This is a genomic window from Arthrobacter sp. PvP023 (assembly GCF_017832975.1).
In the GTDB taxonomy this organism is placed as follows: domain Bacteria; phylum Actinomycetota; class Actinomycetes; order Actinomycetales; family Micrococcaceae; genus Arthrobacter.
The window spans coordinates 659,466-684,533 of the sequence record NZ_JAFIBI010000001.1; the positions used below are offsets into that span (position 1 = coordinate 659,466).

At 66.5% G+C, this 25,068-nt stretch carries 28 protein-coding genes; 16 read left to right on the top strand and 12 right to left on the bottom strand.

Annotated features, from left to right (window positions below; genetic code table 11):
• Positions 1-46 precede the first annotated feature (46 nt).
• The 6 genes from JOE31_RS03080 to JOE31_RS03105 form a co-directional block, all read right to left on the bottom strand.
• On the bottom strand, positions 47-430 hold the full coding sequence (locus JOE31_RS03080; RefSeq protein WP_209742078.1) for a rhodanese-like domain-containing protein: 384 nt from the start codon (positions 428-430) through the stop codon (positions 47-49).
• A 19-nt stretch (positions 431-449) separates the two neighbouring features.
• Positions 450-812: a co-chaperone YbbN gene (locus JOE31_RS03085; protein WP_209742079.1), complete on the bottom strand. Its 363-nt coding sequence runs from the start codon at positions 810-812 to the stop codon at positions 450-452.
• 66 nt (positions 813-878) lie between these two features.
• Positions 879-1,175, bottom strand: coding sequence for a rhodanese-like domain-containing protein (locus JOE31_RS03090; RefSeq protein WP_209742080.1), 297 nt, complete (start codon positions 1,173-1,175; stop codon positions 879-881).
• Between the two features lie 33 nt (positions 1,176-1,208).
• Positions 1,209-1,550 (bottom strand): rhodanese-like domain-containing protein, encoded by a 342-nt coding sequence (locus JOE31_RS03095; protein WP_209742081.1) that lies wholly within the window; start codon positions 1,548-1,550, stop codon positions 1,209-1,211.
• A 49-nt stretch (positions 1,551-1,599) separates the two neighbouring features.
• Entirely contained in the window at positions 1,600-2,358 is a 759-nt protein-coding gene (locus JOE31_RS03100) for a sulfite exporter TauE/SafE family protein (RefSeq protein ID WP_209742082.1), read from the bottom strand.
• Positions 2,355-3,008, bottom strand: a complete 654-nt coding sequence (locus tag JOE31_RS03105; protein WP_209742083.1) for a rhodanese-like domain-containing protein — start codon at positions 3,006-3,008, stop codon at positions 2,355-2,357. The genes JOE31_RS03100 and JOE31_RS03105 overlap by 4 nt, the downstream gene beginning before the upstream one ends.
• A 127-nt stretch (positions 3,009-3,135) precedes the next feature.
• Between JOE31_RS03105 and JOE31_RS03110 the strand changes: the two genes are divergently transcribed.
• From JOE31_RS03110 to JOE31_RS03140, 7 genes are all read left to right on the top strand, one after another.
• Positions 3,136-3,393, top strand: a complete 258-nt coding sequence (locus tag JOE31_RS03110; RefSeq protein ID WP_209742084.1) for a metal-sensitive transcriptional regulator — start codon at positions 3,136-3,138, stop codon at positions 3,391-3,393.
• 76 nt (positions 3,394-3,469) lie between these two features.
• Entirely contained in the window at positions 3,470-3,892 is a 423-nt protein-coding gene (locus tag JOE31_RS03115; protein WP_209742085.1) for a DUF302 domain-containing protein, read from the top strand.
• A gap of 139 nt (positions 3,893-4,031) precedes the next feature.
• Positions 4,032-4,304, top strand: coding sequence for a hypothetical protein (locus JOE31_RS03120; protein ID WP_307864462.1), 273 nt, complete (start codon positions 4,032-4,034; stop codon positions 4,302-4,304).
• A gap of 240 nt (positions 4,305-4,544) precedes the next feature.
• Complete coding sequence (locus JOE31_RS03125) at positions 4,545-5,834, top strand: MFS transporter (protein ID WP_209742087.1); 1,290 nt, start codon at positions 4,545-4,547, stop codon at positions 5,832-5,834.
• 72 nt (positions 5,835-5,906) lie between these two features.
• Positions 5,907-7,193, top strand: coding sequence for an MFS transporter (locus JOE31_RS03130; RefSeq protein ID WP_209742088.1), 1,287 nt, complete (start codon positions 5,907-5,909; stop codon positions 7,191-7,193).
• On the top strand, positions 7,153-7,530 hold the full coding sequence (locus JOE31_RS03135; RefSeq protein ID WP_209742089.1) for a helix-turn-helix transcriptional regulator: 378 nt from the start codon (positions 7,153-7,155) through the stop codon (positions 7,528-7,530). Before JOE31_RS03130 ends, JOE31_RS03135 begins: the two co-directional genes overlap by 41 nt.
• Before the next feature lie 66 nt (positions 7,531-7,596).
• On the top strand, positions 7,597-7,851 hold the full coding sequence (locus JOE31_RS03140; RefSeq protein ID WP_209742090.1) for a hypothetical protein: 255 nt from the start codon (positions 7,597-7,599) through the stop codon (positions 7,849-7,851).
• A gap of 33 nt (positions 7,852-7,884) precedes the next feature.
• Here the strand turns inward: JOE31_RS03140 and JOE31_RS03145 are convergent, their stop codons facing one another.
• Positions 7,885-8,370 carry a MarR family winged helix-turn-helix transcriptional regulator gene (locus JOE31_RS03145; protein ID WP_209742091.1) on the bottom strand — a complete coding sequence of 162 codons (486 nt, stop codon included), beginning with the start codon at positions 8,368-8,370 and terminating at the stop codon, positions 7,885-7,887.
• Positions 8,371-8,495: 125 nt separating this feature from the next.
• On the opposite strand from JOE31_RS03145, the gene JOE31_RS03150 reads away from it, so the two are divergent.
• The 7 genes from JOE31_RS03150 to JOE31_RS03180 all read left to right on the top strand — a co-directional run bounded on the left by JOE31_RS03150 (position 8,496) and on the right by JOE31_RS03180 (position 17,947).
• Positions 8,496-9,464 carry an SDR family NAD(P)-dependent oxidoreductase gene (locus JOE31_RS03150; RefSeq protein ID WP_209742092.1) on the top strand — a complete coding sequence of 323 codons (969 nt, stop codon included), beginning with the start codon at positions 8,496-8,498 and terminating at the stop codon, positions 9,462-9,464.
• A gap of 2 nt (positions 9,465-9,466) precedes the next feature.
• On the top strand, positions 9,467-10,360 hold the full coding sequence (locus JOE31_RS03155; protein ID WP_209742093.1) for an amidohydrolase family protein: 894 nt from the start codon (positions 9,467-9,469) through the stop codon (positions 10,358-10,360).
• Position 10,361: 1 nt separating this feature from the next.
• Positions 10,362-11,588, top strand: coding sequence for an acyl-CoA dehydrogenase family protein (locus JOE31_RS03160; RefSeq protein ID WP_209742094.1), 1,227 nt, complete (start codon positions 10,362-10,364; stop codon positions 11,586-11,588).
• Positions 11,589-11,721: 133 nt separating this feature from the next.
• A complete protein-coding gene (locus tag JOE31_RS03165; protein ID WP_209742095.1) occupies positions 11,722-12,177 on the top strand; it encodes a MaoC family dehydratase in 456 nt (151 codons plus the stop codon).
• 55 nt (positions 12,178-12,232) lie between these two features.
• Positions 12,233-13,612, top strand: a complete 1,380-nt coding sequence (locus JOE31_RS03170; protein WP_209742096.1) for an MFS transporter — start codon at positions 12,233-12,235, stop codon at positions 13,610-13,612.
• Between the two features lie 42 nt (positions 13,613-13,654).
• Positions 13,655-15,238 (top strand): long-chain fatty acid--CoA ligase, encoded by a 1,584-nt coding sequence (locus JOE31_RS03175; RefSeq protein ID WP_209742097.1) that lies wholly within the window; start codon positions 13,655-13,657, stop codon positions 15,236-15,238.
• A gap of 129 nt (positions 15,239-15,367) precedes the next feature.
• Positions 15,368-17,947: an ATP-dependent Clp protease ATP-binding subunit gene (locus JOE31_RS03180; protein ID WP_209742098.1), complete on the top strand. Its 2,580-nt coding sequence runs from the start codon at positions 15,368-15,370 to the stop codon at positions 17,945-17,947.
• Here JOE31_RS03180 and JOE31_RS03185 read toward each other — a convergent pair whose 3' ends face one another.
• From JOE31_RS03185 to JOE31_RS03200, 4 genes are all read right to left on the bottom strand, one after another.
• Positions 17,948-18,571: a LysE family transporter gene (locus JOE31_RS03185; protein WP_209742099.1), complete on the bottom strand. Its 624-nt coding sequence runs from the start codon at positions 18,569-18,571 to the stop codon at positions 17,948-17,950. It lies immediately after the preceding gene.
• Positions 18,572-18,580: 9 nt separating this feature from the next.
• Positions 18,581-19,144 (bottom strand): dihydrofolate reductase family protein, encoded by a 564-nt coding sequence (locus JOE31_RS03190; protein ID WP_209742100.1) that lies wholly within the window; start codon positions 19,142-19,144, stop codon positions 18,581-18,583.
• Positions 19,145-19,197: 53 nt separating this feature from the next.
• Positions 19,198-20,013 carry a methyltransferase domain-containing protein gene (locus JOE31_RS03195; RefSeq protein WP_209742101.1) on the bottom strand — a complete coding sequence of 272 codons (816 nt, stop codon included), beginning with the start codon at positions 20,011-20,013 and terminating at the stop codon, positions 19,198-19,200.
• Between the two features lie 63 nt (positions 20,014-20,076).
• Positions 20,077-20,604 (bottom strand): MarR family winged helix-turn-helix transcriptional regulator, encoded by a 528-nt coding sequence (locus JOE31_RS03200; protein ID WP_209742102.1) that lies wholly within the window; start codon positions 20,602-20,604, stop codon positions 20,077-20,079.
• A gap of 219 nt (positions 20,605-20,823) precedes the next feature.
• On the opposite strand from JOE31_RS03200, the gene JOE31_RS03205 reads away from it, so the two are divergent.
• Positions 20,824-23,040 carry an efflux RND transporter permease subunit gene (locus JOE31_RS03205; RefSeq protein WP_245198938.1) on the top strand — a complete coding sequence of 739 codons (2,217 nt, stop codon included), beginning with the start codon at positions 20,824-20,826 and terminating at the stop codon, positions 23,038-23,040.
• Between the two features lie 13 nt (positions 23,041-23,053).
• Here JOE31_RS03205 and JOE31_RS03210 read toward each other — a convergent pair whose 3' ends face one another.
• Complete coding sequence (locus tag JOE31_RS03210) at positions 23,054-23,983, bottom strand: NAD-dependent epimerase/dehydratase family protein (RefSeq protein ID WP_209742104.1); 930 nt, start codon at positions 23,981-23,983, stop codon at positions 23,054-23,056.
• Positions 23,984-24,141: 158 nt separating this feature from the next.
• Here JOE31_RS03210 and JOE31_RS03215 point away from each other — a divergent pair, with 158 nt between their 5' ends.
• Positions 24,142-24,882: a TetR/AcrR family transcriptional regulator gene (locus JOE31_RS03215; protein ID WP_209742105.1), complete on the top strand. Its 741-nt coding sequence runs from the start codon at positions 24,142-24,144 to the stop codon at positions 24,880-24,882.
• Positions 24,883-25,068: the final 186 nt, after the last annotated feature.

Below are 25,068 nucleotides of genomic sequence, written 5' to 3' on the forward strand. Positions count from 1 at the left end.
CCTGGGGGTATACCGCAAATGGTGTGGCGCTGTGGTTTTGAAACCGTCAACCGGTGCTTCGGGCGCGCCATTTCGCCAGTTTCTCCAGTGCAGATCTCCAGCGTCCGGACGGAAGTTCGTCTGGCGCCGGCGGTGCATAGCTCACCGGATGGCCTTCCCGGTACCACTCCGTGATGCCGCCCGCGATGTTGACCGCGTCGTGGCCCTGGGCAGTGAGGAGCGCAGTGGCCTTGCTGCTGCGCTTGCCTGAACCGCACAGGACGTAGAGCGTGGTGTTTGGCAGGTCCTGCTGCCGGAAGGGCAGTTCATCGAGGGGGATGTTCAGGCTGCCCGGGATATGGGCGACGGCATATTCATCCTGGCGCCGCACGTCCACCACCACCGAGCGGGGCCAGATTGCCGCCAGATCGCCGGGCGTAATACTGCGCATCGGCTTCTGTGGATATTCGTCAGGACTGATGCTGCGCTGCTTGCGCGCGCAGTTCCGTCATATCGAGGTTCTTGACGCCCTGGATGACCTGCTCCAGTCCGGCCGCATTGAGTGCGCCTGGCTGGGAGAAGACGAGGGTCTTGTCCCGGAAGGCCATCAGTGTGGGGATGGACGTGATGCCGGCAGCGGCCGCCAAGGCCTGCTCGGCTTCCGTGTCCACCTTGGCAAAAACGACATCCGGGTGCTTCTGGGACGCTGCGTCGTAGGTGGGGGCGAACATGCGGCAGGGGCCGCACCAGCCGGCCCAGAAGTCGATGAAGACAATGTTGTTGTCCTCAAGCGTCCGGGCAAGCGATTCTTCCGTGATGTCGATGGTTGCCATGCTGGATTCTTTAGGTGTGGCTTGTGGGTCAGGGGAGGGGCTGTGGCTGCTGATGAGGCGGGCCGGTTAGGCGGCGGGGAGTCCAGCGCGGCTCCACGCGATCATGCCGCCGGTCATTGTGTCGGCGCTGAATCCGGCGCCGTTGAGGGCATCTGCCACGCGGGCGCTTCTGTTGCCGCTGCGGCAGACGACGATGATGTGAACGGCGGGGTCCAGCTCGGACAAGCGGGCCTGCAGTTGCCCCATGGGGATGTGCAGGGCGCCGGGGATGATGCCTTCGGCGACTTCGAAGTCTTCGCGGACGTCGAGGATTTGTGCGCTGGCGCGCCGCTGTTCAGTTTCGGTGACGGTGATTTCAGCCATGGCGGGTTCCTTTCCGGGGTGTGGGGTGGATGGTTAGCGGACGGGTTCGCCGGCTTGGCGCCAGGCCCCGATGCCGCCGCGGAGCGAATATGCCTCGAAGCCCTTGCTGGCCAGCAGGCGCGCAGCGGAGGCTGAGCGGACTCCCGACTGGCACATGGCGACGACGGGACGGCCCTTTTGCAGGCCCGTTACGCCGGCCTGCAGCTTGTCCAAGGGCAGGTGCCTGGCCTGGGGTGCGTGGCCGCTTCGCCATTCCTGCGCGGAGCGCACGTCGATCAGCATGGCCCGCGATGCCAGGAGCTCCTTGGCCTCGGCCACCGAGACGGTTTTGTACGGTTTGCTGAAGGCCTTCTTCAGCGAGTCGATCAGGCCCATTGGGTTCTCCTTCTTGGGGGCTTTTTGCTGGCGGACCGACGGATGCCGGTCAGGCTGTGACGGTGCTGGCCGTGACCCAGGCGGCCACAGCGAAGATGAGAACGGCGAACGAAATGCGCACGTGCCTGTCTTTGAGCAGACGGGCCAGGCGGGCAGCGCCGAGCGATCCGAGGATGGCCGGCACCGTGAAGGCAAGGACCGTGGACCACTCGATGGTGAAGCCGGCGGCGTGTGCTCCGAAGCCTGCGGCGGAGTTGATGACAATGATGGCCAGCGAGGAAGCGACGGCCTGCTTCATGCGCAGCCCCAGGAAGAGCGTGAGGGCCGGCGTGATGAGGAATCCGCCGCCAACTCCCAACAATCCGGTCAGGAAGCCGACCAGCAGCCCGACGCCGACGGCCTTGGGGGCGCAGGAGCGGAAGGCCCGCGCTGGACCGGTGCTACAAGAGCCCTCCAGTTCTTTGGTGCGCATCAACATGCGGACGCCGGCAACCACCATGATGCCCGCGAATGCCAGCATCAGTACGTTCGGATCCAGCAGCCGCCCCACGGCCGCGCCTCCCCAGGCGGCCGGGATGCCGGCCGCTCCGACCAGGAGGACAACGGGCCAGTTGATGCCTTCGCGGAACCTTGGCAGGAGTGCCGCCAGCGAGGAGAGGCCCACCACCAGCAGGGAGGTGGGGATGGCCTCCGCGGGGCTTAGGCCCACTCCGTACACCAGGGCAGGGACGGCGATGATCGAGCCGCCGCCCCCGACGACGCCGAGTGCAACCCCGACGAGTAGCCCCAGGGCCAAAGCTGGAATCATGCCGCCTGCGCCCGGTCCTGATTTGCCTGCACCCCTGCCGATGGCAGCTGCAGGATGGCGGACTCACGGGTGGGTTCCTTGGCCGCCTTGTTCCATGGCATCGCCGAGAGGGCCTGACCCATGGCGCAGGTGTTGGTTGCTGCGGAGAATGTCAGGCCCGTGCCGATGGCTCCTGCGAGCAGCCGGATTTTGGGCGAGACGAATTTTCCGCCAGCCAGGCCCAGCACTACCAGGGAGCCGGCCGCAAGGCGGACCTGGCGCTCCAGGTCCCAGCGGGCCTTGCCGCGGACAACGTTTCCGCCGGCAGCTGCGAAGCCCGGCACGCCGCCGGTCAGTACGTAGGCGGTGCCGATGCCGGCGCCGCCGAGGCGCTGCCGTGCCTGTTCGGCCCGCGCGCCGGACTGGCAGACAAGGACAACACGGCTTCCCAGCCGGGTGGCCAGTTCGTCGGTGTGCTCAGAAAGCAGTGGGAGCGGAACGTTGTACGAACCGCGGATGTGCAGGGATTCGAATTCTGCGGCCGATCGTACATCGATCACCACGAGGTCCTTGTGTTCCTGAAACCACGTCTGCAGCGTTTCCGGATCAAGGGCGGTGACCGCGGGGGCCGGTGAAGCGGAGGAGGATGCCGAAGCGGAGGGGCGTGTCATGGATGTCCTTTCAAGACGGATCAGGCAAGCTGAATACCCCACCGAGTATTACAGATACCCCCGGGGGTAGTCAAAACACCCTGGGGGGTATATTCTAAAGTGCATACACCCCTTATCCGGAGGCACCATGGAACTCGATTCAACCGACCTCGCGCCGGTCATCAACCGGCTCAAGAGGGCCCAGGGGCAACTGGCCGCAGTAACCCGAATGCTTGAAGAAGGCCGCGAGTGCAAAGACGTCGTGACCCAGCTGGCCGCGGTGTCAAAGGCACTGGACCGTGCGGGATTCGCCATCATTGCCAGCGGGCTTGAGCAATGCCTTGTCCGCAAGGATGCGAGCATGGACACGAAAGAGCTGGAAAAGCTCTTCCTCTCCCTCGCCTGAGCCGCAGCCAAGCCGTAAAACCACCGACAAGAACACCCAACCGTTCCGGCCTGCCGGCCGCGTCCAAGGAGACAATATGACCTATACCCACACTGTGACCGTCCCGCTGTCCTGGAGCGACGCCGTCGAACAGACGCGGGAGGCGCTCGCCGCACAGGGGTTCGGAATCCTTTCGGAGATCAACGTCCGCGCGACCTTTGAGGCCAAGCTTGGTGCCGAAGCCGCGGAAGCACTCGGCGACTACGTCATTCTGGGTGCCTGCAACCCTGCCCTGGCCAGCCGTGCGCTTGCTGCCGAGCCGGACCTCGGCGCATTGCTGCCCTGCAACGTCGTGGTGCGCCGCGGCCGGGACGCGGACATGACAACCATCCAGGCCATTGATCCGCAGACCATGGTGCAGCTCAGCGGCAGTCCCGCCGTTGCGGAAGTGGCCAACGACGCCGACGCCCGGCTGCGCGCCGCGCTGGAAGTGCTGGCGTCGGTAAAGAGCCCCGGCTGAGCAGTTCCCGGCACGGACTCTGGTTATTTTCGTCACGGTTTCTGCGTCCTGCGGGAATCCTGGTTTGGCTGGCCCCATACTGAGATTGACGCGGTGAAGTCCGGCGCCAAACCAGTCAGGAGGAAGAGCATTGAACACTGTGATGACCGTAGTGACGAACGAGTATTTCCCTGCTGCAGCGGTGCTCTTCGGAGTCGTTCTTTTTTGGACAGTGGCCTTCTTCGGCGGACTCTCCCTCCTCAGTACCAGCCAGCCGCCCATTGCAACGCTCACGTGGCTGCTCTTCGTCTACACCGCAGCGGTTCTTTCGCCCTTGGCAGGACTCCTGGCCATGGTGGACCTCGTCCGCCGCTGGTGGCGCAACCGCTCCGCACGCGCCGCAGGCCGCGTGACCGGAACCCCGTCTGCATAGCGCAACCGGGGGAAAACGGGTAGCGTCCACTCGCACGCAGCGGGGCGTAATCTCCTAAAATTGTTATGGGGCCGGCGGCGAAAAGCCCGCTGAGACCCGGGCTGTCCCCAGTCGCCGTCGGCCCTTCCGAACGGCGTGGTTACGCTGTGGGGCGGGATGCCCGGCGCCGGTTTCGTGCGTCACCGGATGCCTGCCTGCCGTAAATGCAGACCACGCTTTCGGAACCCAAGGAACAGACCCATGACCCCCGGCAACACCTCCCCGAAACACCGGCCCGGCACGAAGAGCGCCATAACCTTGGGCCTGCGGCAAAATCTTGCGCAGTTCATGATCCTGGTGGCGGTCAACGCCCTGGTGGGCGGGACGCTGGGCCAGGAGAGGACCGTCCTGCCCCTCCTGGCCGGTGAGGTCTTCAAGCTGGACCTGTACACCAGCGCATTGACGTACATCCTGGCGTTCGGGGTGGCCAAGGCGGGCACCAACTACTTCGCCGGAACCCTGTCGGACCGTTACGGGCGCAAGCCGGTCCTGGTGGCGGGGTGGCTGGTTGCGCTGCCCGTCCCGCTGATGCTGATCTTCGGGCCGTCATGGGGGTGGATCGTCGCGGCCAACGTCGTCCTCGGCATCAGCCAGGGGCTGACCTGGTCCACCACGGTGATGATGAAGATGGACCTCGTGGGTCCGTCACGCAGGGGCCTGGCCATGGGCCTCAATGAGGCGGCCGGCTACCTCGGCGTCGCCGGGACCGCCCTGGCCACCGGCTACATCGCCTCCACCTACGGGTTGCGCCCCGGCCCGTTCCTGCTGGGTGCTGCGTTCATCGCCGTCGGCCTGGGGCTTTCCGTGCTCACCGTACGGGAAACTCACCACCATGCCCGGGCTGAGGCTGCCAACCATGTTGCGGTCCACGAGGGGGCGCACGGACAGCTAAGCAACCGCGAGGTGTTCACCCTGACGAGCTTCCGAGACAAGTCGCTGTCTTCCGTGAGCCAGGCGGGCATGGTGAACAACCTGAACGACGGCCTTGCCTGGGGGCTGTTCCCTGTCCTCTTTGCGGCCGCCGGACTAACGATCGAACGCATCGGCATCCTCGCGGCGGTGTACCCGGCCGTGTGGGGCGCCGGCCAGCTGGTGACCGGCGCGCTGTCGGACCGGATCGGGCGCAAGCCGCTGATCGTGGGAGGCATGCTGGTGCAGGCAATCGCGCTCGGCATGGTCGCCTTTGGTGCCGGCTTTGAAACCTGGCTGGCCGCGGCCGTTCTGCTGGGGGCGGGGACAGCCATGGTCTACCCGACGCTGCTGGCCGCCATCGGAGACGTGGCCCACCCTGAATGGCGGGCCAGGTCGGTGGGGATCTACCGGCTGTGGCGCGACGGCGGCTTTGCGGTGGGCGCCCTGCTGTCCGGAATCACCGCCGACGCCTACGGCATCCCCGCGGCGGTCGCCGTCGTTGCCGCCCTCACCGGAGTATCCGGTGTTGTGGTGGCAGTCCGGATGCGCGGCGCCGACCACAAGCCCTCATTCCGCTAGGCGGTTGCTTCCCGGCGCCACTCAGCTAGTCTATAAGTGCACGTTAGTGCACATATGCACTTGAGGAGTCCAGTGTTCGCGGTCCTTCGCAACGGAGTCTACGCCCGGTTGTTCTGTGCCCAAATCGTGGCGTTGGCGGGGACGGGCCTGTTGACCATCGCCCTCGGACTGCTGGCGTACGACCTTGCGGGCAGGAACTCCGGGGCCGTCCTTGGTACGGCGCTAACCATCAAGATGCTGGCCTACGTGGGACTGGCCCCGGTGATCACCGCGCTGGTGGCCCGCTTGCCCAGGAAGCCCGTTCTGATCGCCGCCGACCTGGTACGGGCGGCCATGGCCCTGTGCCTGCCGTTCATCACGGAAACGTGGCAGATCTACGTGGTGATCTTCCTGCTCCAGTCCGCTTCCGCAACTTTTACGCCGGCTTTCCAGTCGCTGATACCAATCATCCTGAAGGATCCCCGGGACTACACGTATGCACTTTCGCTGTCCCGGCTCGCCTACGACATGGAAGCCTTGGTCAGCCCGGCCGCCGCCGCTCTGCTGCTGACCGTTATGAGCTACAGCAATCTGTTCCTCGGCACGGTTGCAGGCTTCGTGGCCTCGGCCACCCTCGTCGCCATGACGGCCGTTCCCCGGATCACTGCGCCCGGGGGTCCCCAGCCTTCCTTGTGGCACCGGACCACGCTGGGAACGCGGATCTTTTGGCGCGACCGGCGGCTGAGATCCCTTCTGGCGCTGAACCTGGCGGTGTCCGCACCGACCGCCCTGGTGCTGGTCAATACGGTGGTCTATGTCCGGGACGGCCTGCACCGCCCCGCATCCGATCTCGCGGTCGCCCTTGCCTGCTTCGGTGCCGGCTCCATGGCCGTCGCCCTGGCCGCCCCGCGGCTCCTTGACCGCTTCGGAGACCGCGCTGTCATGATGACCGGTGCCTCCCTGATCCCGCCGTCCCTCGCCGGTGCCGCCGCGGTGATGTTCCTGGCGTCTCCGGAGACGGGATGGTGGCCGTTGCTGGCGCTGTGGCTCCTGCTGGGAGCTGCCACTTCCGCCGTTATTACGCCGTCCTCCCGGTTGCTTCGGGAGGCCTCCACCGCGAGCACCCTTCCTTACGTCTTCACGGCTCAGTTCTCGCTCTCCCACGCCTGCTACATCCTGAGCTACCCGCTGGCAGGCTGGATTGGCGCCGCCGCGGGCCTTGGCTGGGCTGCAGTGGCGCTGACAATCCTTGCGATACTTGGCAGTGCAGGAGCCTTCCTGTTCTGGCCCGGGAAGACTCCTCTAGGACCAGACCCAGCCGCCATCAAGGAGCAGACCGTTGAGCAGCCAGCCGAGCAGTCCGTTCAGCGCCGGAACTGAGGAGCCCTCGCTCGTGCACCCGGTCACCCCCGGCCCGGAGTTGCTTGAAAATGCCGCCGCCACGCTGCGGATGCTGGCCGAGCCCACCCGCCTGCATCTGCTGTGGCAGCTTTCGCAGGGCCCCAAGAGCGTCACTGAACTCACTGAGGCGGCTGCCGTCCCGCGGACCGTAGTCAGCCAGCATCTGGCCAAGCTGCGGCTCAGCGGAATGGTGGACGGGAGAAAGGACGGCCGTCACGTCATCTACTCGCTCCACGACGGCCACCTCGTCCGGTTGATCCGGGAGACCATCAACCACGCGGACCATCGAACCACGGGAGAACCGTTCCACGACTGACCCCGCTGCGGTATTCTGTCTTCGGGTTATGCAGGCAGCCTCCGGATTCTTCGTTGAGGATGTCCCATGCGCCGCAAACTACACGCAGACAGAGGCCGCCATGCCGGCATCGCCGAACGGCGTGTCATCAAGGCGTACGCCTCCTTGTCCGCTGTCCCCACGGGTGAGCTCGAAGCGCTGGCCGGCCTCCTGAAGAGCAGCGGAAACACCCCGGGCCCGAACCATGCCGGCCTGGTGGGGCCGGTGGTCATGGCAGAGCTGGCGCGCCGGAACCAGACCGAACGCGAAGGGAATACCCGCCCGGACGGCCCGGCCCGCTAGGCCCGGACAGGCCGGCCCACTAGGCCCAAGACCTCACTCGGGCAATCCGGCGCCCCACAGTGCTTTGCGGAGCAGTGCCTTGAGCTGGGCCGATTCCTCCGAGGGCAGGCCGTCCAGAACTTCCGCTTCAGCCCTTCGCGCGGCCTCGCCGGCCTGCTCGAGAAGCCGTCCTCCCTTGGCGGTGGCCGTCACGGTCTTTGCCCGGCGGTCCTGCTTCCCGGGCGCCCTTGCCACCAGGCCACGCTTCTCCAGCTCATCCACCAGGGCCACGATCTGGCTGGGGTCCAGGCTGAGGAAGTCGGCCATTTCGCGTTGCGTCGGCTCCAGTCCGCTGTTTGCCAGGATCAGGACGGAGTAGGAGCGCTCCTTGAGATCGAATTCGGCCAGCGCCCTGTTATTCACAACGGACCCGGCGGCATGCAGCTTGGCCAGCAGGAATCCGAGGTCCTGGCTGATGGACGCGGCGACCAGCTTGTGGGCCTGTTCGGTGGGCTGGCCGCCCTGTGTCTCGATCGTCATGCCCAACTCCAATAATCCTCAAAATAAATCGTTGACATTTTCAACTATCCATAATTTCATGGATACAGAACAGCATCCCACGCCGATGGCGGGAATGCACAAGGTTAGCTAGCAAAGGAGCAGCCATGAGCCTGTCAGGCAAAGTAGCAATCGTCACCGGGAGCGGCCGGGGCCTGGGCCTGGCCTACGCCCGGGAGCTCGCCCGGCAGGGCGCCGCCGTCGTCATCAATGACGTGGACGCCGAGGTGGCTGCGGAAGCGGTCCGGACCATCGAGGCCGACGGCGGGAAGGCCGCTGCCGTCGTTGCTCCCGTCGGCAGCTCGGAAGTGGCCAGGCAGCTGGTGCAGGCGGCCGTCACGGAGTTCGGCCGCCTCGACATCCTGGTCACCAACGCGGGCATCCTGCGGGACAAGAGCCTGCTGAAGATGACCGACGAGGATTTCGACGCCGTCATCAACGTCCACCTCCGCGGCACCTTTACGTGCGTCCGGGAAGCGTTCGCCTACTTCAAGGAGAACGATATTGCCGGCCGGATCATCACCATCGGCTCGCCCACCGGGCAGCGGGGGAACTTCGGCCAGACCAACTACGCCGCCGCCAAGGCAGGCATCGTGGGCATGGTCCGCACCTGGGCCCTGGAAATGAAGAAGGCCGGGGTAACAGCCAACGCCGTCATCCCGGTGGCGGCCACAGCCATGACCAAGACCGTCCCCTACTTCCAGAAGGCAGTGGAAGCGGACGAGCGCGGGGAGGCCATGCCGGCTTTCTTCCGTCACGAACTCGGGTTTGGAACGGCCGACGACGTCTCCGGGCTAGTAGCGTTCCTCGCCTCCGATGAGGCGGCCGGCATCACCGGTCAGGCCATCGGCGCCGGCGGCGACCGGCTCCAGCTCTGGACCCACCCCGAGGCCGCGGCCACCGAATACCGTGAGGGCGGCTGGCGCTACGAGGACCTCGTGGAGAACTTTGGCCCGCTCTTCGGCGGCAAGCTGCAGAGCGTGGGAGAGGAATTCCTCCCGCTGCCCGAGGACCTGAAGCCGGAGGCGCAGCCCGCCCCTGCCCCGGCTGCCGCAGCTCCCGTGAAGGTGGGCTAGCCATGGCTGCCACCCGCTACGAGCTTGGCATCGACGCCGCGAAGCTCGACGCGATCGACATGCACGTCCACCTCGAAGTGGACGGCCACGGCCACGAGTCACTCCCGCCTGCGCTCACCGAAGCCTCGGCCAAGTACTTCAAGTCCGAGGACCGCACCCCGTCGCTGGACCGCATCGCCGAGGTGTACCGGGAACTGAACATGGCCGCCGTCGTATTCACTGTGGACGCACGCACCCAGCTCAAGCACGAACCCAACAGCATTGAGGACCTGATCGCCGGCGCCGCCCGGAACAACGACGTGCTGATCCCTTTCGGCAGCGTGGATCCCCGCACCGGCACCGACGCGATCCAGGGTGCGAAGCACCAGGCCATCGACCTCGGCGCCCGCGGCTTCAAGTTCCATCCCAGCCTGCAGGGCTTCGACCCCTCGAACGAGGAGTTCTATCCCCTGTGGGAGACCCTCCAGGAACTGGGCCTGCCAGCCATCTTCCACACCGGGCAGAACGGCATGGGCGCAGGCCTTCCCGGCGGGTACGGCATCAAACTGGCGTATTCCAACCCGCTCCTGCTGGACGCCGTCGCCGCGGACTTCCCGGAACTGCAGATCATCATGGCGCACCCCTCCGTGCCGTGGCAGGACGAGGCAAACTCCATCGCCACGCACAAGGCCAACGTGTTCATCGACCTCTCCGGCTGGTCGCCCAAGTACTTCCCGGAGTCACTGGTCCGCATGTCCAACTCGGTCTTGCAGGACAAGGTCCTGTTCGGCACCGACTTCCCGCTCATCACGCCGCAGAAGTGGCTGAGCGCCTTCGCGGACCTGCCGCTCAAGGACGAGGTCCGGTCCAAGATCCTCAAGCACAATGCCGTGCGCCTGCTCGGACTGGGCGGCTGAGGTGAGCCTCGATACCGATACAGGGACCGTGGCGGCTGCCCGCCTCTACGGCGCCTGCGACTACTACGACGCCGAGTCCCTCCTCACGGAGGACGAGCGCCGCGTGCTGGGACGGCTGCGGAACTTCCTGGACCGGGAAGCGCAGCCCCTGCTGGCCGACTACTGGGAACGCGGGGAGTTCCCCACCCAACTGGCACAGCCGCTGATCGACCTGGACCTGATGGAACCGGCGGAACTCACGGGCGCCCTGGGCGCAAAAAGCAGCCCTGCCCGGGGCATCTACCAGGGCTTCCGGATCTTCGAACTCGCCCGAACGGACGCCTCGCTGGCCACCTGGTACACGTCCCAGGCCGGACTCTTCCGCACCGCCATCCGGGTGGGCGCCTCGCCGGAGCAGCAGGCCGAGTGGATGCCGAAGGTCATCGACTTCTCCCTCAAGGGCGTCTTTTCCCTCACGGAACCGGACTCCGGTTCCGACATCGCCGGCGGGCTGTCCACCACAGCCCGCAGGGAAGGGGATTCCTGGGTCCTGGACGGCGCCAAGCGCTGGATCGGCGGCGCAGTCAGTGCCGACGTGCTGGCTGTCTTCGCCCGGGACCAGGCAGACGGGCAGGTCAAGGCCTTCCTGGTTGACCGCGAGGCGGACGGCGTGACGCTGGAAAAGATCCACGGCAAGACTGCGCTGCGGATGATGCAGAACGCCCACATCACCCTCGACGGCGTCCGCGTGCCGGAATCCAGGCGGCTGCACAACGTGAATTCCTTCAAGGATGTGGCCGCGATGCTCCGGGCCATGCGTTCGGACGTTGCCTGGATTGCCACCGGGATCCAGGCCGGGGCGTTCGAAGCCGCCCTCCGTTACGTCACCGAACGAACGCAGTTCGGCCGCCAGTTGGGCTCCTTCCAGCTGGTCCAGGAAAAACTCGCCCGGATGCTCGGCAACGTCACGTCCTCCCTGTCCCTCGTGGTCCGGCTTACCGAACAGCAGGCACGCGGAATCTACCGCGACCAGGACTCCGCGCTGGCCAAGATGCAGACGTCCCTGCTGATGCGCGAGACCGTCGCCTTGGCCCGCGAAGTAGTGGGCGGCAACGGAATCACGCTCGAAACGGATGTGGCCAGGTTCCACGCCGACGCCGAAGCCGTTTACTCCTACGAAGGCACGCACGACATCAACGCCCTCATCATCGGCCGCGCCCTCACCGGCGAAAGTGCCTTCACCCGCTGACCGCAAGCGGCACCAAGCGGCGGCGCTCACTGAACGGCGCTCACTGAATCGAACAACACCCCAAGCCCGAAGGCGGCAGCACCGCACCGCCGTCGTACTTCCGCAACTCCAAAAACCGCCCCAGGAGGCAAAGATGCCTAATCTCGTCGTCGACTTCGACAAACTGCTCACGCTCGCCGGAACCGATCTCGGCGTGACCGAATACCGCGAAATCACGCAGGAACAAATCAACAAATTCGCCGACGCCACGGGCGACGACCAGTGGATCCACGTGGACCCGGAGCGCGCCAAGGACGGCCCGTTCGGCGCCCCGATCGCCCACGGGTTCCTCACGCTCTCGCTGATCATTCCGTTTTGGGGCGAGCTGTTCGACGTCGACGGCGTCACCACCAAAGTGAACTACGGCCTGGACAAGGTCCGCTTCACCTCGCCGGTGAAGGTGGGCTCGCGGATCCGCATGCAGGCCACCATTGCCGAGGTCACCGAGGTCAAGGGCGGCGCCCAGATCAAGGTCGCCAACACGATCGAGATCGAAGGCCAGGAACGCCCGGCCGTCGTGGCTGAATTCCTGGCCCGCTTCTACAAGTAAGCCGCATTCCCTGTACCAAACCCCCTTTTTATCCCTCTGTCCTAAAGGAACAGCCATGTCTGGACTCACTCAGCTTCAAGCCATGGGTACGGCCGAACGCCGCAAGGAAGCGCGCACGGTCATCGCCTCCAGTTATCTGGGCAGCACCATCGAGTACTACGACTTCCTCCTCTACGCCACGGCCGCCGCCGTCGTCTTCCCGAAGGTCTTCTTCTCCGGGATGGACGAATGGGTAGGCGTGGTGGCGGCCTACGGCACCTTCGCCGCCGGGTACGTGGCGCGCCCCCTCGGCGGGGTCATCTTCGGCCACTTCGGCGACAAGCTGGGCCGCAAGGGAATGCTCATCGTCTCCATGCTGGTCATGGGCGTGGCCTCCACCCTGATCGGCCTGGTCCCGGGCGCCTCCGTGGCGGGGCCGTGGGGCGCCGTGATGCTGGTGATCCTCCGCGTCTTCCAGGGCATCGCCGTCGGCGGTGAATGGGGCGGCGCCGCGCTGATGGCGCTGGAACACTCGGAGTCCGGCAAGCGCGGCTTCGCGGCGTCGTTCGTGAACGCCGGGGCCCCGACGGGTGCTGTCCTGGGCACGTTCATCATGGGCGCGTTCTCGTCACTGCCGAACGACCAGTTCCTTGCCTGGGGCTGGCGGGTGCCTTTCCTGCTTTCCTTCGTGCTGCTGGGCGTGGGCATGTTCGTCCGGCTGAAGGTCTCCGAGAGCCCCATCTTCAAGGCAGCCCTCGAACAGGAAAAGCGCGTGCAGGCCGAAGCGGCACGGGCGGAAGGCACAAACGGCGCCGGCGGCACCGCCCCGGCCCGCCGCGAAATCCCGCTCCTCCAGGTGCTCCGCCGGCCCAAGACCCTCATCTTCACCATGCTGGCCGGAGCCGCGGGGTTCGCCCTGCAGGTGGTGCTGGCAACGTTCGCGGTGACCTTCGCCGTCTCCAAGGGCGCCGACCGCCAGGGCGTGCTCTACGCCTACGCCGCGGCCTCCCTGGTCTCCATTGTGTTTGTGGTGTTGGGCGGAAGGCTCTCGGACAAGCTGGGCCGGCGGCCGGTGATGGTGGGCGGACTCGTGGTGTTCATCGCGTACCTCGTGCCGATGTTCCAGCTGCTGTCCTCCAACAACATCATGCTGATCTTCGTGGCGTTCGCCGTGGGCCTGATGATCCACTCCATGCTGTTCGGGCCGCTCGCGGCTTTCGTTTCCGAACAGTTCGGCACAACGTCCCGCTATACGGGCGCCTCGCTGGGCTACCAGCTGGCAACGCTGCTCGGTGCGGGGTTCACGCCCGGCATCGTGGCGCAGATCTTCAAGGATTCCGACCAGAACACCGGCTCTGTGGTCTGGTACCTGGCCATCATGTCCGTGGTGTCGATCGTTTTCATCCTGCTCACCCGGGAACCCAAGAACAACGATCTCCAGACTGTCCGGCTCTGATCCGGCCGCCAGGGACTACCGTCTAATTAGAAAGGATTTGCCGTGGAAAATTTTGGCATCGGCTCGTGGCTGCAACGGCGCCGCCCGAAGTCGGGCAACAAGGCAGCAATCATCGCCGGAGACCGGGAGGTCAGCTACGAGCAACTGGCGGACCGCTCGGCCCGGCTTGCCAATGCCCTCCGTGACCGCGGCGTGGCCCGCGGGGACCGGGTGGCCTACCTGGGGGAGAACGATCCGTCCTTCCTGGAGACACTCTTCGCCTGCGGCCTGGCCGGAGCCGTCTTCGTCCCCCTGAACACGCGGCTGGCCCCGCCGGAAATCCAGTACCAGCTCCGCGACTGCGGTGCGGTGCTGCTGGTGCACGCGGCGAGCCTCTCGGACCTGGCGGTCCGCGGCGCGGACGGGACGGCGGCGGGCCGGCGGATCGCCGTCGACGACGTGCCAGGAAAGCACGACGGCGGCGCTGCCGCTGCGCAGGGGCAGCAGCCGGCGGAACGCTACGAGGACGTGGTGGCGTCCGGCGCGGAGGCGGCACCGGACGAGCCGGTGGGCCTGGACGACGGCGCCATGATCCTCTACACCTCAGGCACCACCGGGCACCCCAAGGGCGCCCTGCTGACCCACGGGAACATCACCTGGAACTGCATCAACGTGATTGTCGATTTCGACTTCGCCTCCACCGACGTGGCCCTGATGATCTCCCCGATGTTCCATGTGGCGTCGCTGGACATGGGCGTCCTGCCCACGCTGCTCAAGGGCGGGACCGTGGTCCTGGAACCCCGTTTCGATCCGCTGCGGACGCTTCAGCTCATCGAACGGCACCGGGCCACCACCATCAGCGGGGTGCCCACCACCTACCAGATGCTCTGCGAACACCCCGCCTGGGAAACCACGGACCTGAGCTCCCTGAACAAGCTGACCTGCGGCGGGTCGGCGGTGCCGCTGCGCGTGCTGAACGCCTACGAGAAGCGCGGGCTGCGCTTTTCGAACGGCTACGGGATGACCGAGACGGCGCCGGGCGCCACCACGCTGCCGGCGGCACGGTCCCGGGACAAGGCCGGATCGTCCGGCCTGCCGCACTTCTTCACCGAGGTCCGGATAGCAGACCTCGCCGGACCTGAGGCGGAGCCGGCGGCGCCGGGCACAGTGGGGGAGATCCAGATCAAGGGCCCCAACGTCATCCACGAATACTGGAACCGGCCCGACGCGACGGCCGATTCCTACACCGCGGACGGGTGGTTCAAGTCCGGCGACATGGGCTACAAGGACGGCGACGGCTTCGTGTTCATCTCGGACCGGCTCAAGGACATGATCATCTCCGGCGGCGAGAACATCTATCCGGCGGAAGTGGAGCAGGCCATCACCGAGCTGGAGGCCGTGGGCAGCGTCGCGGTGATCGGCGTGCCGGACGAGAAATGGGGCGAAGTGCCCCGGGCCGTGGTGCTCCTGCGGGAGGGGGCGCAGCTGAGCGAAGAGCAGCTGCGGGCGCACCTGGACGGCCGGCTGGCCCGCTACAAGATCCCCAAGTCGGTGGTGTTCGTGGACGAGATGCCGCGGACGGCAAGCGGCAAGATCAGGAAGGCGGACCTGCGGAAGCTGACCCCCGCGAACGGTCAGTTGCAGTAGCGCGAACGTGCAGTAGCGAGAACGGGGCCGGGCGCGAACGGACAGTTGCGGCCCCGTCCCCGGACCGGGAATAATCTTCGTAGCTAGAGACTTGAGTCAATTGCACTCAACTTTACCTACGGAGGGTACATGCCAACGTTTTTTGGACCTGCCGGTACCGGCAGCGGTTCGTTTGACGAGTTCCTTGCGCGCTACCTGCAGGGCCAGCGCGCGGCCCGGTCCGGGCGCCCCACGGACATCACCCGGCTGCTGAGCCGCCGCACCCACGAAGTGCTCTCGCTCGCCGGCCAGTTCGCCGTGGACCTCGGACACGGCGATGTGGATGCCCTGCACATCCTGCGGACGATGGCCGGGGCGGAACCGGCCACCAGCTACGTGCGCCGCGCCGGGGCCGACCCCGCGGCAGTGGCCAAGGCGGCTGAAGAACGCCTGCCGGAGAAGTCCGGCCGGGCGGCGACAACCGCTCCTGCGCTGACACCGTCCGCGCAGCGCGCCCTGCTCGATGCCTACCAGGTGGCCCGGGCGTTCGGTTCAACCTACATCGACCCGGAGCACCTGTTCTTCGCGCTGGTGCTCAACCAGGACGCCCCCGCCGGGCAGGTTCTCGCCGCGGCCGGTGTCACGCCGGAGTCCTTCCAGGCCGGGGCACGTGAGGCGGCCGGCACCGAGCCGTCCGGAGCCGGCGCCCCGGAAGCTGCTGCATCCGCAGGCGCTCCCGGCGCCACTTCGGAAACTCCGACGCTGGACACCTACGGGACTGACCTGACGGCCCTGGCGCGCTCCGGCGGCCTTGACCCGGTCATCGGACGCTCCGACGAAACAGCCCAGACCATCGAGGTCCTTGCCCGGCGCACCAAGAACAATCCGGTGCTGATCGGCGAAGCGGGCGTGGGCAAGACGGCCATCGTCGAGGGCCTTGCCCAGGCCATTGCCGCCGACACGGTGCCCGAACAGCTCCGCAACAAGCGGGTCATTTCGCTCGATCTCCCGGCCATGCTCGCTGGGACCCGCTACCGGGGCGACTTCGAAGAGCGGCTGACCAAGGCGATGGACGAAGTCACCGCGAACCCGGGTCAGTTCATCCTGTTCATCGACGAGCTACACACCGTCATCGGTGCAGGCGGCGCGGGCGAAGGCGGCATGGACGCGGGCAACATCCTGAAACCGCGGCTTGCCCGCGGCGAACTCCACGTGGTGGGAGCCACCACCCCGAACGAATACCGCAAGGTGGAGAAGGACCCCGCGTTCGAACGCCGCTTCCAGCCCGTGCAGGTAGGGGAGCCTTCCATCGAAGATGCCGTGCAGATCCTTTCCGGGTTGCGCGAGCGGTATGAAGAACACCACGGTGTCCGCTACACCGACGAGGCGGTCAGGGCCGCCGTCGAACTGTCCGCCCGCTACGTGACGGACCGGTTCCTTCCCGACAAGGCGATCGACCTTATCGACCAGGCCGGTGCCAGGCTGAGCCTCAAGCTCGGGTCCCGACAGGACGCTGCCGGCCTCCGCGAGCGGCTGGACGCGCTCGAGGAATCGAAGAACGCCGCCATTGCTGCGGAGGACTTCGAAGCGGCCTCCCGGTTCCGGGACGAAGCGAAAGCCCTGAAGGAGAAGCTCGACGGCGGCGCGGCCAGCCAGGAAGCCGACGGCGGCGGGTCCGTCGTCGTGGATGAAGCGGAGATCGCCGAGATCATCTCCCGCGCAACCGGCATCCCGGCAAGCCGGATCACCGAGGGTGACCGGGAACGCCTTGCCAGGCTGGAAGAAGACCTGCACCAGCGGGTGGTGGGTCAGGAGGACGCCGTAAGTCTGATTGCGAAGTCCGTTCGCCGCAACCGCACGGGCATGGGTGCCGCAGGCAGGCCAATCGGCAGCTTCCTGTTCCTGGGCCCCACCGGTGTGGGCAAGACCGAACTCGCCAAAGCGCTGGCGGGCTCGCTCTTCGGCAGCGAGGACTCCATGATCCGCTTCGACATGAGCGAGTTCGGTGAACGGCATACCGTGAGCCGCCTGGTTGGTGCCCCTCCGGGCTACGTGGGCTACGACGAGGCCGGGCAGCTGACCGAGCGGGTACGGCGCAATCCGTACTCGATCGTGCTGCTCGACGAGGTCGAGAAGGCCCACCCGGACGTGTTCAACCTCCTCCTGCAGGTCCTCGACGACGGACGCCTGACGGACGGGCACGGGCGCACCGTGGACTTCCGCAACACGGTGGTCATCATGACCTCGAACCTGGGCTCGGAGTTCCTGGCAAGCAAGGCGGGACCCACCGGGTTCACCGCGGCGGGAGAGGGAGGCGCGTTCGGGTCGGAGAAGGCCCTGCGTGACCGTGTGCTGGCGCGGCTACGTGAATCGATGCGGCCGGAGTTCCTTAACCGCATCGACGAGATCGTCCTGTTCCGCAAGCTCGACCAGGCCCAGCTGCGCCAGATCGTGCGGCTGATGCTGAACGAGACCGAAGCCCGCCTGCGCTCGCAGGGCATCGGTCTGGTAGTCAGCGAGGACGCGGTGGACTGGATTGCCGAGCGGGGCTACGAACCCGAATACGGTGCCCGGCCCATGCGGCGCGTGATCCAGCGCGAACTCGACGACCGGATCGCAGACCTGCTGGTGGGCTCAGGCCTCGCGGCCGGGGGACAGGTCACCGTCTCCACGGACGGGCCGGAGCTGGTGGTGGCTGCCGGCAGCGCGGAGGTTCCGCTGGCCGCCTAGTTAGTGGATCAGCGCCAGCATGACGCCCACGGCCACGAAGAGCACCCCGAACGTCCGGTTCAGGATCTTCTGCCCGTGGGCGTTGTGCGTGAAGCGCTGGAAGGACTTGGCTGCGGCGGCGAAAAAGAACCACATCACCAGAATGTCGATGACCACCACGGTGGCGGTGAGGACGAGATACTGGGGCAGCAGCGGCTGCTCAGGCCTGATGAACTGGGGCATGAAGGCCAGGAAGAAAACGACGGCCTTGGGGTTCAACAGATTGACCCACAGGCCCCGGCGGAACATGGATGCTGCCGGTTCATTCCGGAGCTCGGCTGCCTTCTCCTGGTCCAGGTCCGGCTTGTGCAGGAACTGCCGGATGCCCAGATAGACCAGGTAGGCCGCGCCGGCGTAGCGGATCACGTTGAATGCCACCGGCGAGCTTGCCACCAGGACACCCACGCCCAGGGCCACGATCAGTACGTGGATCACCAGTGCAGCCTGCTGGCCCAGGATTCCCCAGATTGACCGCCGGAAACCCGAATTCAGCGAGTTGCTCATGGTGTTGATGGCACCCGCTCCGGGGGTGAAGCTGATCAGGACGCCGGCGCCGGCCAGGGCCAGCCAAAGGGAGGGTTGCACCCCTCCAGTTTAGGGGCGCTGGCCTGAGGGGCGGACGCCATAGCTGAGGATCATGTTCCCCTTGCTGGTCCGCTGCGAATCCTGCAGCTCCAGCCGCGTCACCGGGTCCCCGTCCTCAAACAGCCGCCGGCCGCTCCCGGCAATGACCGGGTGCACCATGAGCATCAGCGAGTCGAGCAGCCCCGCGAACAGGAGTTGCCGGGTCAGCGAGATGCTGGCGAACACGGCAATTTCGCCGCCGTCGCCGTTCTTGAGGTTGGCTACGAACTCCTCGAGCGGTGCGTCCATGAGCCGGGAATTCTGCCATGAGAGTTCGCCCGACAAAGTCCTGGAGGCCACGAACTTCTGCAGGGGATTGATGAACGCGCCAAAGTCGGCGTCAGCGGCCGCGCCGGGCCAGTAGCCGGCCCACTGCTCGTAGCCCGCCCGGCCCAGGAGTCCGGTTTCCACCCGGGCCATCATGTCGTTCATCCCGGCGCCGAGTTCCTCATCGAAACTGTCGAACTGCCAAAGATTGGGGGATTCAACCACCCCGTCCACAGAGTAGAAAAGGCCGGCGGTCAACTTGCGCATGGGGATTCTCCTCGCTGATGGTCTTCCTGCATCCTAGGTACGGGCGCAGCCACCTATGCCCGCGCGATGACTTCGCCGTTGGGGATCAGGAACCAGCCGTCGTCGGTGGAACCCCAGCGGTGCCAGCCCGCGGAAATCCGGGCAAGGTCGGCGGCGTTGGCGAAGCCGTATTCCAGGGCCTGGTCCGCGAACGCCGAATGCAGCACGCGCTCGCCCCAGACCCGGGCCTGCCAGCGGCGCTGCTGGCCTGTGGCATACAACCAGTTGCTGCTGGAGGGGGCCACGTCCGTGAACCCTGCGGCCTGCGCCCACGAGACCAGCCGGCGTCCGGCGTCGGGTTCCGCGCCGTTGCGGCGGGCAATGCGCTGGTACAGCTCCATCCATTCGTCCAGTTCCGGGACGGCGGGGTACCAGCTCATGCCGTGGAAATCGGCGTCGCGCACGGCCACGATGCCTCCCGGCTTGGCGACCCGGCGCATTTCGCGCAGGGCCTCCACGGGGTCCGTCAGGTGCTGGAGCACCTGGTGGGCGTGGACGACGTCGAACGTTTCGTCGTCGAAATCCAGGTCGTAGATGTTTCCGGCCACGAACCCGACGTTCTCCACGCCGCGTTCGGCCGCAAGCGCGGCGGCGTGTGCGATCACGTCAGGGGCGCGGTCCAGCCCGGTGACCTGCCCCGGCGCCACGAGGCCGGCGAAGTCGCAGGTGATGCTGCCCGGTCCGCAGCCCACATCCAGCACAGAAGTGCCCGGGGTGAGGTACGGGATCACGAACGCGGCGGAATTTTCTGCGGTCCGTGAGGCATGGGCGCGGACCACGGACTCGTGGTGTCCGTGCGTGTACACGTCTTCAGGCTGCTGTGCACTCATAAGGAAACGCTACCGCTCTGCCGGGAAAATGCGCGGCAATCGAGCGAACCAAAACAGGCCCCGTTATTCCGGCGCCGCCACACCAGGTCCCGTTTGCCCGGCCGTACCCGGCTCCGCCGCTTCCTGTGCCGCGCGGATAGTCGCCCGGGTCATGGATTCCATGAAGCGTGCCGCCACCTCGAGCTCCGCGGGCGAGAATTCAGCCATGGCCGCGCCCATGTGGCGGGCCAGCGGGAGGAACATGGCGCCGCCGTCACGGTAGGCCTTGGGCGTCATCCGGAGCTGGACCTGCCGGCGGTCGGAGCCCAGCCGCTCGCGGACCACATGGCCGGACTGGTCCAGCCGGTCGATCAAAGCTGTGGTGGCGGGGGAGCTGAGGTGGAGTTCCTTCCGCAGGACGCCGGGTGTGACCACCGTGCCCTTGGCGGCATGCCGCATGATGACGGCCAGGGCGTTCAGGTCCGTGCGATGCATGTCATTCCGCCCGCCCGCTGTGTCCACGTAGCGGTTGGCTTCCAGCGTGAACTCCTGAAGCAGCAACACGAGCGCCGGGGGGCCGCCGGGAGTGCCGACTGCGTCGTCGTCTGCCATCCCTGCCTCCATCTATTCCCGGGCTGTTCTTTACGGCTGCCGTCCTGAGGATCTTACTTCAGCCCGATGATCCGTCAGCCTGACGTTGCCTCAGGGCCGGGCGGTCATCCCCGTCAGGGAGGAGATCTTCAAAACAAGCTAGTCTGGCACTTATCTCCACAGCGGAGATAATCTATGCTGGAATCAACTCTACTCCGTCCACGACCTCCAGAAGGAACCATGAAACCCAAACCCCGCTCCCGGGAGCGCGTCCCGTTCTGGCTGCGATGGCTGGTGCCCGTCCTGCTTGTGCTTACCTGGCTGGCCATCGCCGGTGTTGGCGGCCCCACGTTCGGCCGGTTGGAGGAAGTGTCCTCGAACGACCAGGCCTCGTTCCTGCCCTCCGGTGCGGAAGCCACGGAGGCCCAGGACTGGCAGGCCAAGTTCAGGGACTCGGACGAGATCCCGGCTGTCATCGTCATTGAAAACGATTCCGCTCTTACGCCTGCCCAGCTGGGTGAGGCTGCCGCCCTCAAGGCCAAGCTTGAGGAGTTGCAAGCAGGCGGCGCGGTCATCGGGCCCATCCCGTCGGAGGACGGGAAAGCGGTTCAGTTCCTGGTGCCCATTTCATCCTCGGGCGAGGTCAAGGAGATCGTCCAGGAGCTCCGGGACGAGGTCAAGGCATCGGCCCCGGAAGGAACGCAGACCTTCGTGACCGGCCCCGCGGGACTGACCGCTGACCTGGTGAGCGCCTTTGCCGGAATTGACGGCATCCTGCTGCTCGTGGCCCTTGGGGCCGTCTTTGTCATCCTCTTAATTGTCTACCGCTCCTTGCTGCTGCCGATTGCCGTGCTCTTCACTTCAGTGTTTGCGCTCTGTGCAGCCATCCTGCTGGTTTTCGGGATGGCCAAGCTCGGCTGGATCCAGCTGAACGGCCAAAGCCAGGGCATCCTCTCCATCCTGGTCATCGGTGCTGCAACGGACTACGCGCTGTTGTATGTGGCCAGATTCCGCGAGGCGCTGACCCACACCACCAACCGCACCGCCGCCGTCCTTACGGCATGGAAGGCCTCTTTCGAGCCCATCCTCGCCTCCGGCGCCACCGTGATCATCGCCCTGCTGTGCCTGCTGTTTTCCGATCTCAACTCCAACAAGGCCCTTGGGCCGGTGGCGGCAGCCGGCATCCTGTGTTCGCTCTTTGCAGCCCTCACGCTGCTCCCTGCCTTGATGGCGTTGCTGGGCCGTACGGCCTTCTGGCCGTTCCGGCCCAAGCTGGTGCCCGAGGCCGAACGTGAACCTCAGTTCGTCACCGGCCTTGAGGGCCAGAAGGGGCTGTGGCGCGCTACCGGTTCCCTCGTGTCCCGCCGGCCACGGACTGTCTGGGTTGCCTCCGTGCTGCTTCTCCTGGTGGCGTCCGCAGGCATCCTGCAGCTCAAAGCCAACGGTGTGTCCCAAACCGACGTCATCCTCACCGCCTCCAACGCGGTGGACGGCCAGGGCGCCCTGGCGCGCCATTTCGACGCCGGCTCCGGCAGTCCCGCGGTGATTGTCGCCGACGAAGCGAAGGCGCAGGAGGTGCTGGACAAGACCAGGGCGACTGACGGCGTCGGCGACGCCTACCTCCTGGGTGAAGGAAGTGTTCCGATCACAGGCGCCCCGGGTGCCCCGAGCGCGCCCGATGTCCGCGAGGGGAAGGTGCTGATCAATGCAACGCTGAACTACGCGGCCGATTCCAGTGACGCCGAGAACGTCGTGGTGAAGCTCCGGGAAGACCTCAAGAAGATCGACGCCGGCGCGCTGGTGGGCGGCGTGACCGCCACGGCCCTGGACACCAACACCACTGCCCAGCGCGACCTGGTGGTCATCATCCCCGTGGTGCTCGCCGTCATCCTGGTGATCCTCATTCTGCTGCTGCGCTCGGTGCTGGCCCCGGTCCTGCTGGTGGCCTCGGTGGTTCTTTCCTACGCCGCCGCCATGGGCGTATCGGCACTCGTGTTCAACAACATCTTCGGGTTCCCGGGCGCCGATGCCACGGTGCCGCTGTTCGGCTTCGTGTTCCTGGTGGCCCTGGGCGTGGACTACAACATCTTCCTGATGAGCCGGGTCCGGGAGGAATCACTCAAGCACGGAACCAGGCCCGGAATCCTGAGGGGCCTCGGAGTGACGGGCGGCGTCATTACGTCCGCGGGCGTGGTCCTCGCCGCGACCTTTGCGGCGCTGGGCGTCATCCCCATCATGTTCCTGGTCCAGCTCGCCTTTATCGTGGCCTTCGGCGTCCTGCTGGACACCGTACTGGTCCGTTCGCTGCTGGTCCCGGCGCTTTCCTACGATCTGGGCCGGCGGATCTGGTGGCCGAGCAAGCCGGGGCGGCTGGAGGAAGACGAACGCGCGCTCGCCGGCTCGCGCGGCGACGAGGGCAGCCTGGAGACCGACCTGGAGGGCGCCGGGCGCAGGTAGTCGCGCTGCGGCGTCACGCCTGGGCCCGCCACCACGCCACCGTTGCCGCCGCGGCTTCCGGCAGCGGAGTCGGATGCAGGCCCAGGCCGGCCTCGCTCACCCGCGAGTCCATCACGAACGGCCGCTCGAACTGGTAGAGCATCTCGGCCAGCTCCCGGGTGTCGGAGGAGAAGCGTCCCATGGCCCTGAGGAGCCAGCCGGGCACCGCACCCATTTTGGGTGCCGGCGCCCCGCCGGCTTCCGCGAAGGCCGCTGCCAGCTGGCGCTGCGTGACGGCCGGTCCCGTGGGTGCGTGCCACACCCGGTTCCACAGGGACGGCGTCTGCGCGGTACGGATCATGGCGGCGGCAAGGTCCGGCACATAGGTGAAGGCGTGCGGCTGGTCCGCGCTGCCGATCACCAGCAGCCTTTTTCCGGCCAGCACCGCCGGGACAATGCGTTCGCCGGCGTGGGAGGTCCGCACCCGAGGCCCGAAGAAATCGCCCGCCACTACACTGACGGTGTTGGTGGGGGACGCCGCGCGCGCCTTGAGCAGGGCTGTCCGGACACCGCGCTTTCCGCCCTGGGCCTCCCGCGGGCTGTCCTCCGCCATGACCTCGCCGGGCCGGCTATAGGAGTAAAGGCTCTCAGGAAATACGACGACGGCGCCCGCCTCGCCGGCAGCCGCCAGTACGGTTTCTTCCGCCGCCGGAAGTTCCCGCATCCACGCCGCCGCAGTGTAGGCGGAGCCGTGGATGCAGTGAAAGACGGCGGACGCCCCGGCGAAGGCCCCGCCGAGCAGCGCAGGGTTGGAGACGTCCAGGGACATTCTCTCGATGAGGGCGTGATCCGGGCCGCTGCCGGAGCGCGTCAGGACCCGCACCCGCTTCCCCTGGCTGGCAAGCTGCTCCGCCACGGTCCAGCCAACGGGGCCGGCGCCGGTCACTACATAGAGTTCGGGCATTGGATTCTCTTTCCTTGGAAATCTCAGTCTGCGCTTGCTTGAGCGCCCAGCTTCTGAGAGCAGTGCTCTCGAAAATAAGAATGGCCCGTCAGGAAGTTCATGTCAAGAGCACCGCTCTCTATTGTTGACACTGCTCTGAGCCATGGAATGCTGGAGCCATGCCAGCTACCGATGCCGCCACCCCGCCACTTCGCACGCCGCGGGAGCGCGCCCGGGCGCAAACCGTGGCCGATATCGTCCGCCTCGGCAGGGAACACCTGGCCGTCCACGGAGCGGCTGCGCTGTCGCTTCGGGCTGTGGCCAGGGACCTGGGCGTGGTGTCCTCCGCCGTGTACCGGTACGTGCAAAGCCGGGACGAACTCCTCACCTTGCTGCTGATCGACGCGTATGGCGAGCTGGGCGACGAAGTGGATGCCGCCGTCGGCCGCGTTGCGGAGGGTGACTTTTCCGGGCGCTTCCGGGCGCTGGGACGCGCTGTCCGCGCGTGGGCCCTCCGTGAGCCCGCCCGCTACGCCCTGCTCTTCGGCAGCCCGGTGCCCGGCTACCGGGCCCCGGCGGAGCGCACCACGGAACCGGGGACCCGGGTGATCTACAGCCTGATGGCCGTCCTCGACGGCGCGTGGCAGGCCGGCGCCCTTGAGGCGGACGGGCCCGCAGCTGTGGCGCCTCCGGCCACGGTGCCGCCGGCTCTGGCTGCCGACTTGAAGGTGATCCGCGAAGGGCGGGGCCTGGGGCTTCCGGACGGTCTGCTGGCACGCGGGGCGCTGGTGTGGACGTCCCTTTTCGGGGCCATCAGCTTCGAAGTATTCGGCCAGTACGGCGAGGGAACCTTCTCTGCCAAGGACGCGCTGTTCGAACATCACCTGCAGGTGCTGGCCAGCATCGCCGGGCTCGAATAGAAGCTGCCGCATCGGGCGGCAGCAGAGTGGCAGCTACCACTTTGTGAGCGCTAACAAATTTTCCTTGTATCTCAATTTACAACGATATAAAGTGTGTCTCAGCCCACAGCCGCCAGGCCCGGCCCGGCTCAGCCGGGCCGCAGGAGCCCGGGCGGCCGGCGATCTTTTCCAACGGCTACGTCCAAA

Bases quoted from the DNA above. Each gene is read 5' to 3' on its own strand.
- JOE31_RS03080 (WP_209742078.1), bottom strand. From the start codon at position 430: ATGCGCAGTATTACGCCCGGCGATCTGGCGGCAATCTGGCCCCGCTCG.
- JOE31_RS03085 (WP_209742079.1), bottom strand. From the start codon at position 812: ATGGCAACCATCGACATCACGGAAGAATCGCTTGCCCGGACGCTTGAG.
- JOE31_RS03090 (WP_209742080.1), bottom strand. From the start codon at position 1,175: ATGGCTGAAATCACCGTCACCGAAACTGAACAGCGGCGCGCCAGCGCA.
- JOE31_RS03095 (WP_209742081.1), bottom strand. From the start codon at position 1,550: ATGGGCCTGATCGACTCGCTGAAGAAGGCCTTCAGCAAACCGTACAAA.
- JOE31_RS03100 (WP_209742082.1), bottom strand. From the start codon at position 2,358: ATGATTCCAGCTTTGGCCCTGGGGCTACTCGTCGGGGTTGCACTCGGC.
- JOE31_RS03105 (WP_209742083.1), bottom strand. From the start codon at position 3,008: ATGACACGCCCCTCCGCTTCGGCATCCTCCTCCGCTTCACCGGCCCCC.
- JOE31_RS03110 (WP_209742084.1), top strand. From the start codon at position 3,136: ATGGAACTCGATTCAACCGACCTCGCGCCGGTCATCAACCGGCTCAAG.
- JOE31_RS03115 (WP_209742085.1), top strand. From the start codon at position 3,470: ATGACCTATACCCACACTGTGACCGTCCCGCTGTCCTGGAGCGACGCC.
- JOE31_RS03125 (WP_209742087.1), top strand. From the start codon at position 4,545: ATGACCCCCGGCAACACCTCCCCGAAACACCGGCCCGGCACGAAGAGC.
- JOE31_RS03140 (WP_209742090.1), top strand. From the start codon at position 7,597: ATGCGCCGCAAACTACACGCAGACAGAGGCCGCCATGCCGGCATCGCC.
- JOE31_RS03145 (WP_209742091.1), bottom strand. From the start codon at position 8,370: ATGACGATCGAGACACAGGGCGGCCAGCCCACCGAACAGGCCCACAAG.
- JOE31_RS03150 (WP_209742092.1), top strand. From the start codon at position 8,496: ATGAGCCTGTCAGGCAAAGTAGCAATCGTCACCGGGAGCGGCCGGGGC.
- JOE31_RS03155 (WP_209742093.1), top strand. From the start codon at position 9,467: ATGGCTGCCACCCGCTACGAGCTTGGCATCGACGCCGCGAAGCTCGAC.
- JOE31_RS03165 (WP_209742095.1), top strand. From the start codon at position 11,722: ATGCCTAATCTCGTCGTCGACTTCGACAAACTGCTCACGCTCGCCGGA.
- JOE31_RS03170 (WP_209742096.1), top strand. From the start codon at position 12,233: ATGTCTGGACTCACTCAGCTTCAAGCCATGGGTACGGCCGAACGCCGC.
- JOE31_RS03180 (WP_209742098.1), top strand. From the start codon at position 15,368: ATGCCAACGTTTTTTGGACCTGCCGGTACCGGCAGCGGTTCGTTTGAC.
- JOE31_RS03190 (WP_209742100.1), bottom strand. From the start codon at position 19,144: ATGCGCAAGTTGACCGCCGGCCTTTTCTACTCTGTGGACGGGGTGGTT.
- JOE31_RS03195 (WP_209742101.1), bottom strand. From the start codon at position 20,013: ATGAGTGCACAGCAGCCTGAAGACGTGTACACGCACGGACACCACGAG.
- JOE31_RS03200 (WP_209742102.1), bottom strand. From the start codon at position 20,604: ATGGCAGACGACGACGCAGTCGGCACTCCCGGCGGCCCCCCGGCGCTC.
- JOE31_RS03205 (WP_245198938.1), top strand. From the start codon at position 20,824: ATGAAACCCAAACCCCGCTCCCGGGAGCGCGTCCCGTTCTGGCTGCGA.
- JOE31_RS03210 (WP_209742104.1), bottom strand. From the start codon at position 23,983: ATGCCCGAACTCTATGTAGTGACCGGCGCCGGCCCCGTTGGCTGGACC.
- JOE31_RS03215 (WP_209742105.1), top strand. From the start codon at position 24,142: ATGCCAGCTACCGATGCCGCCACCCCGCCACTTCGCACGCCGCGGGAG.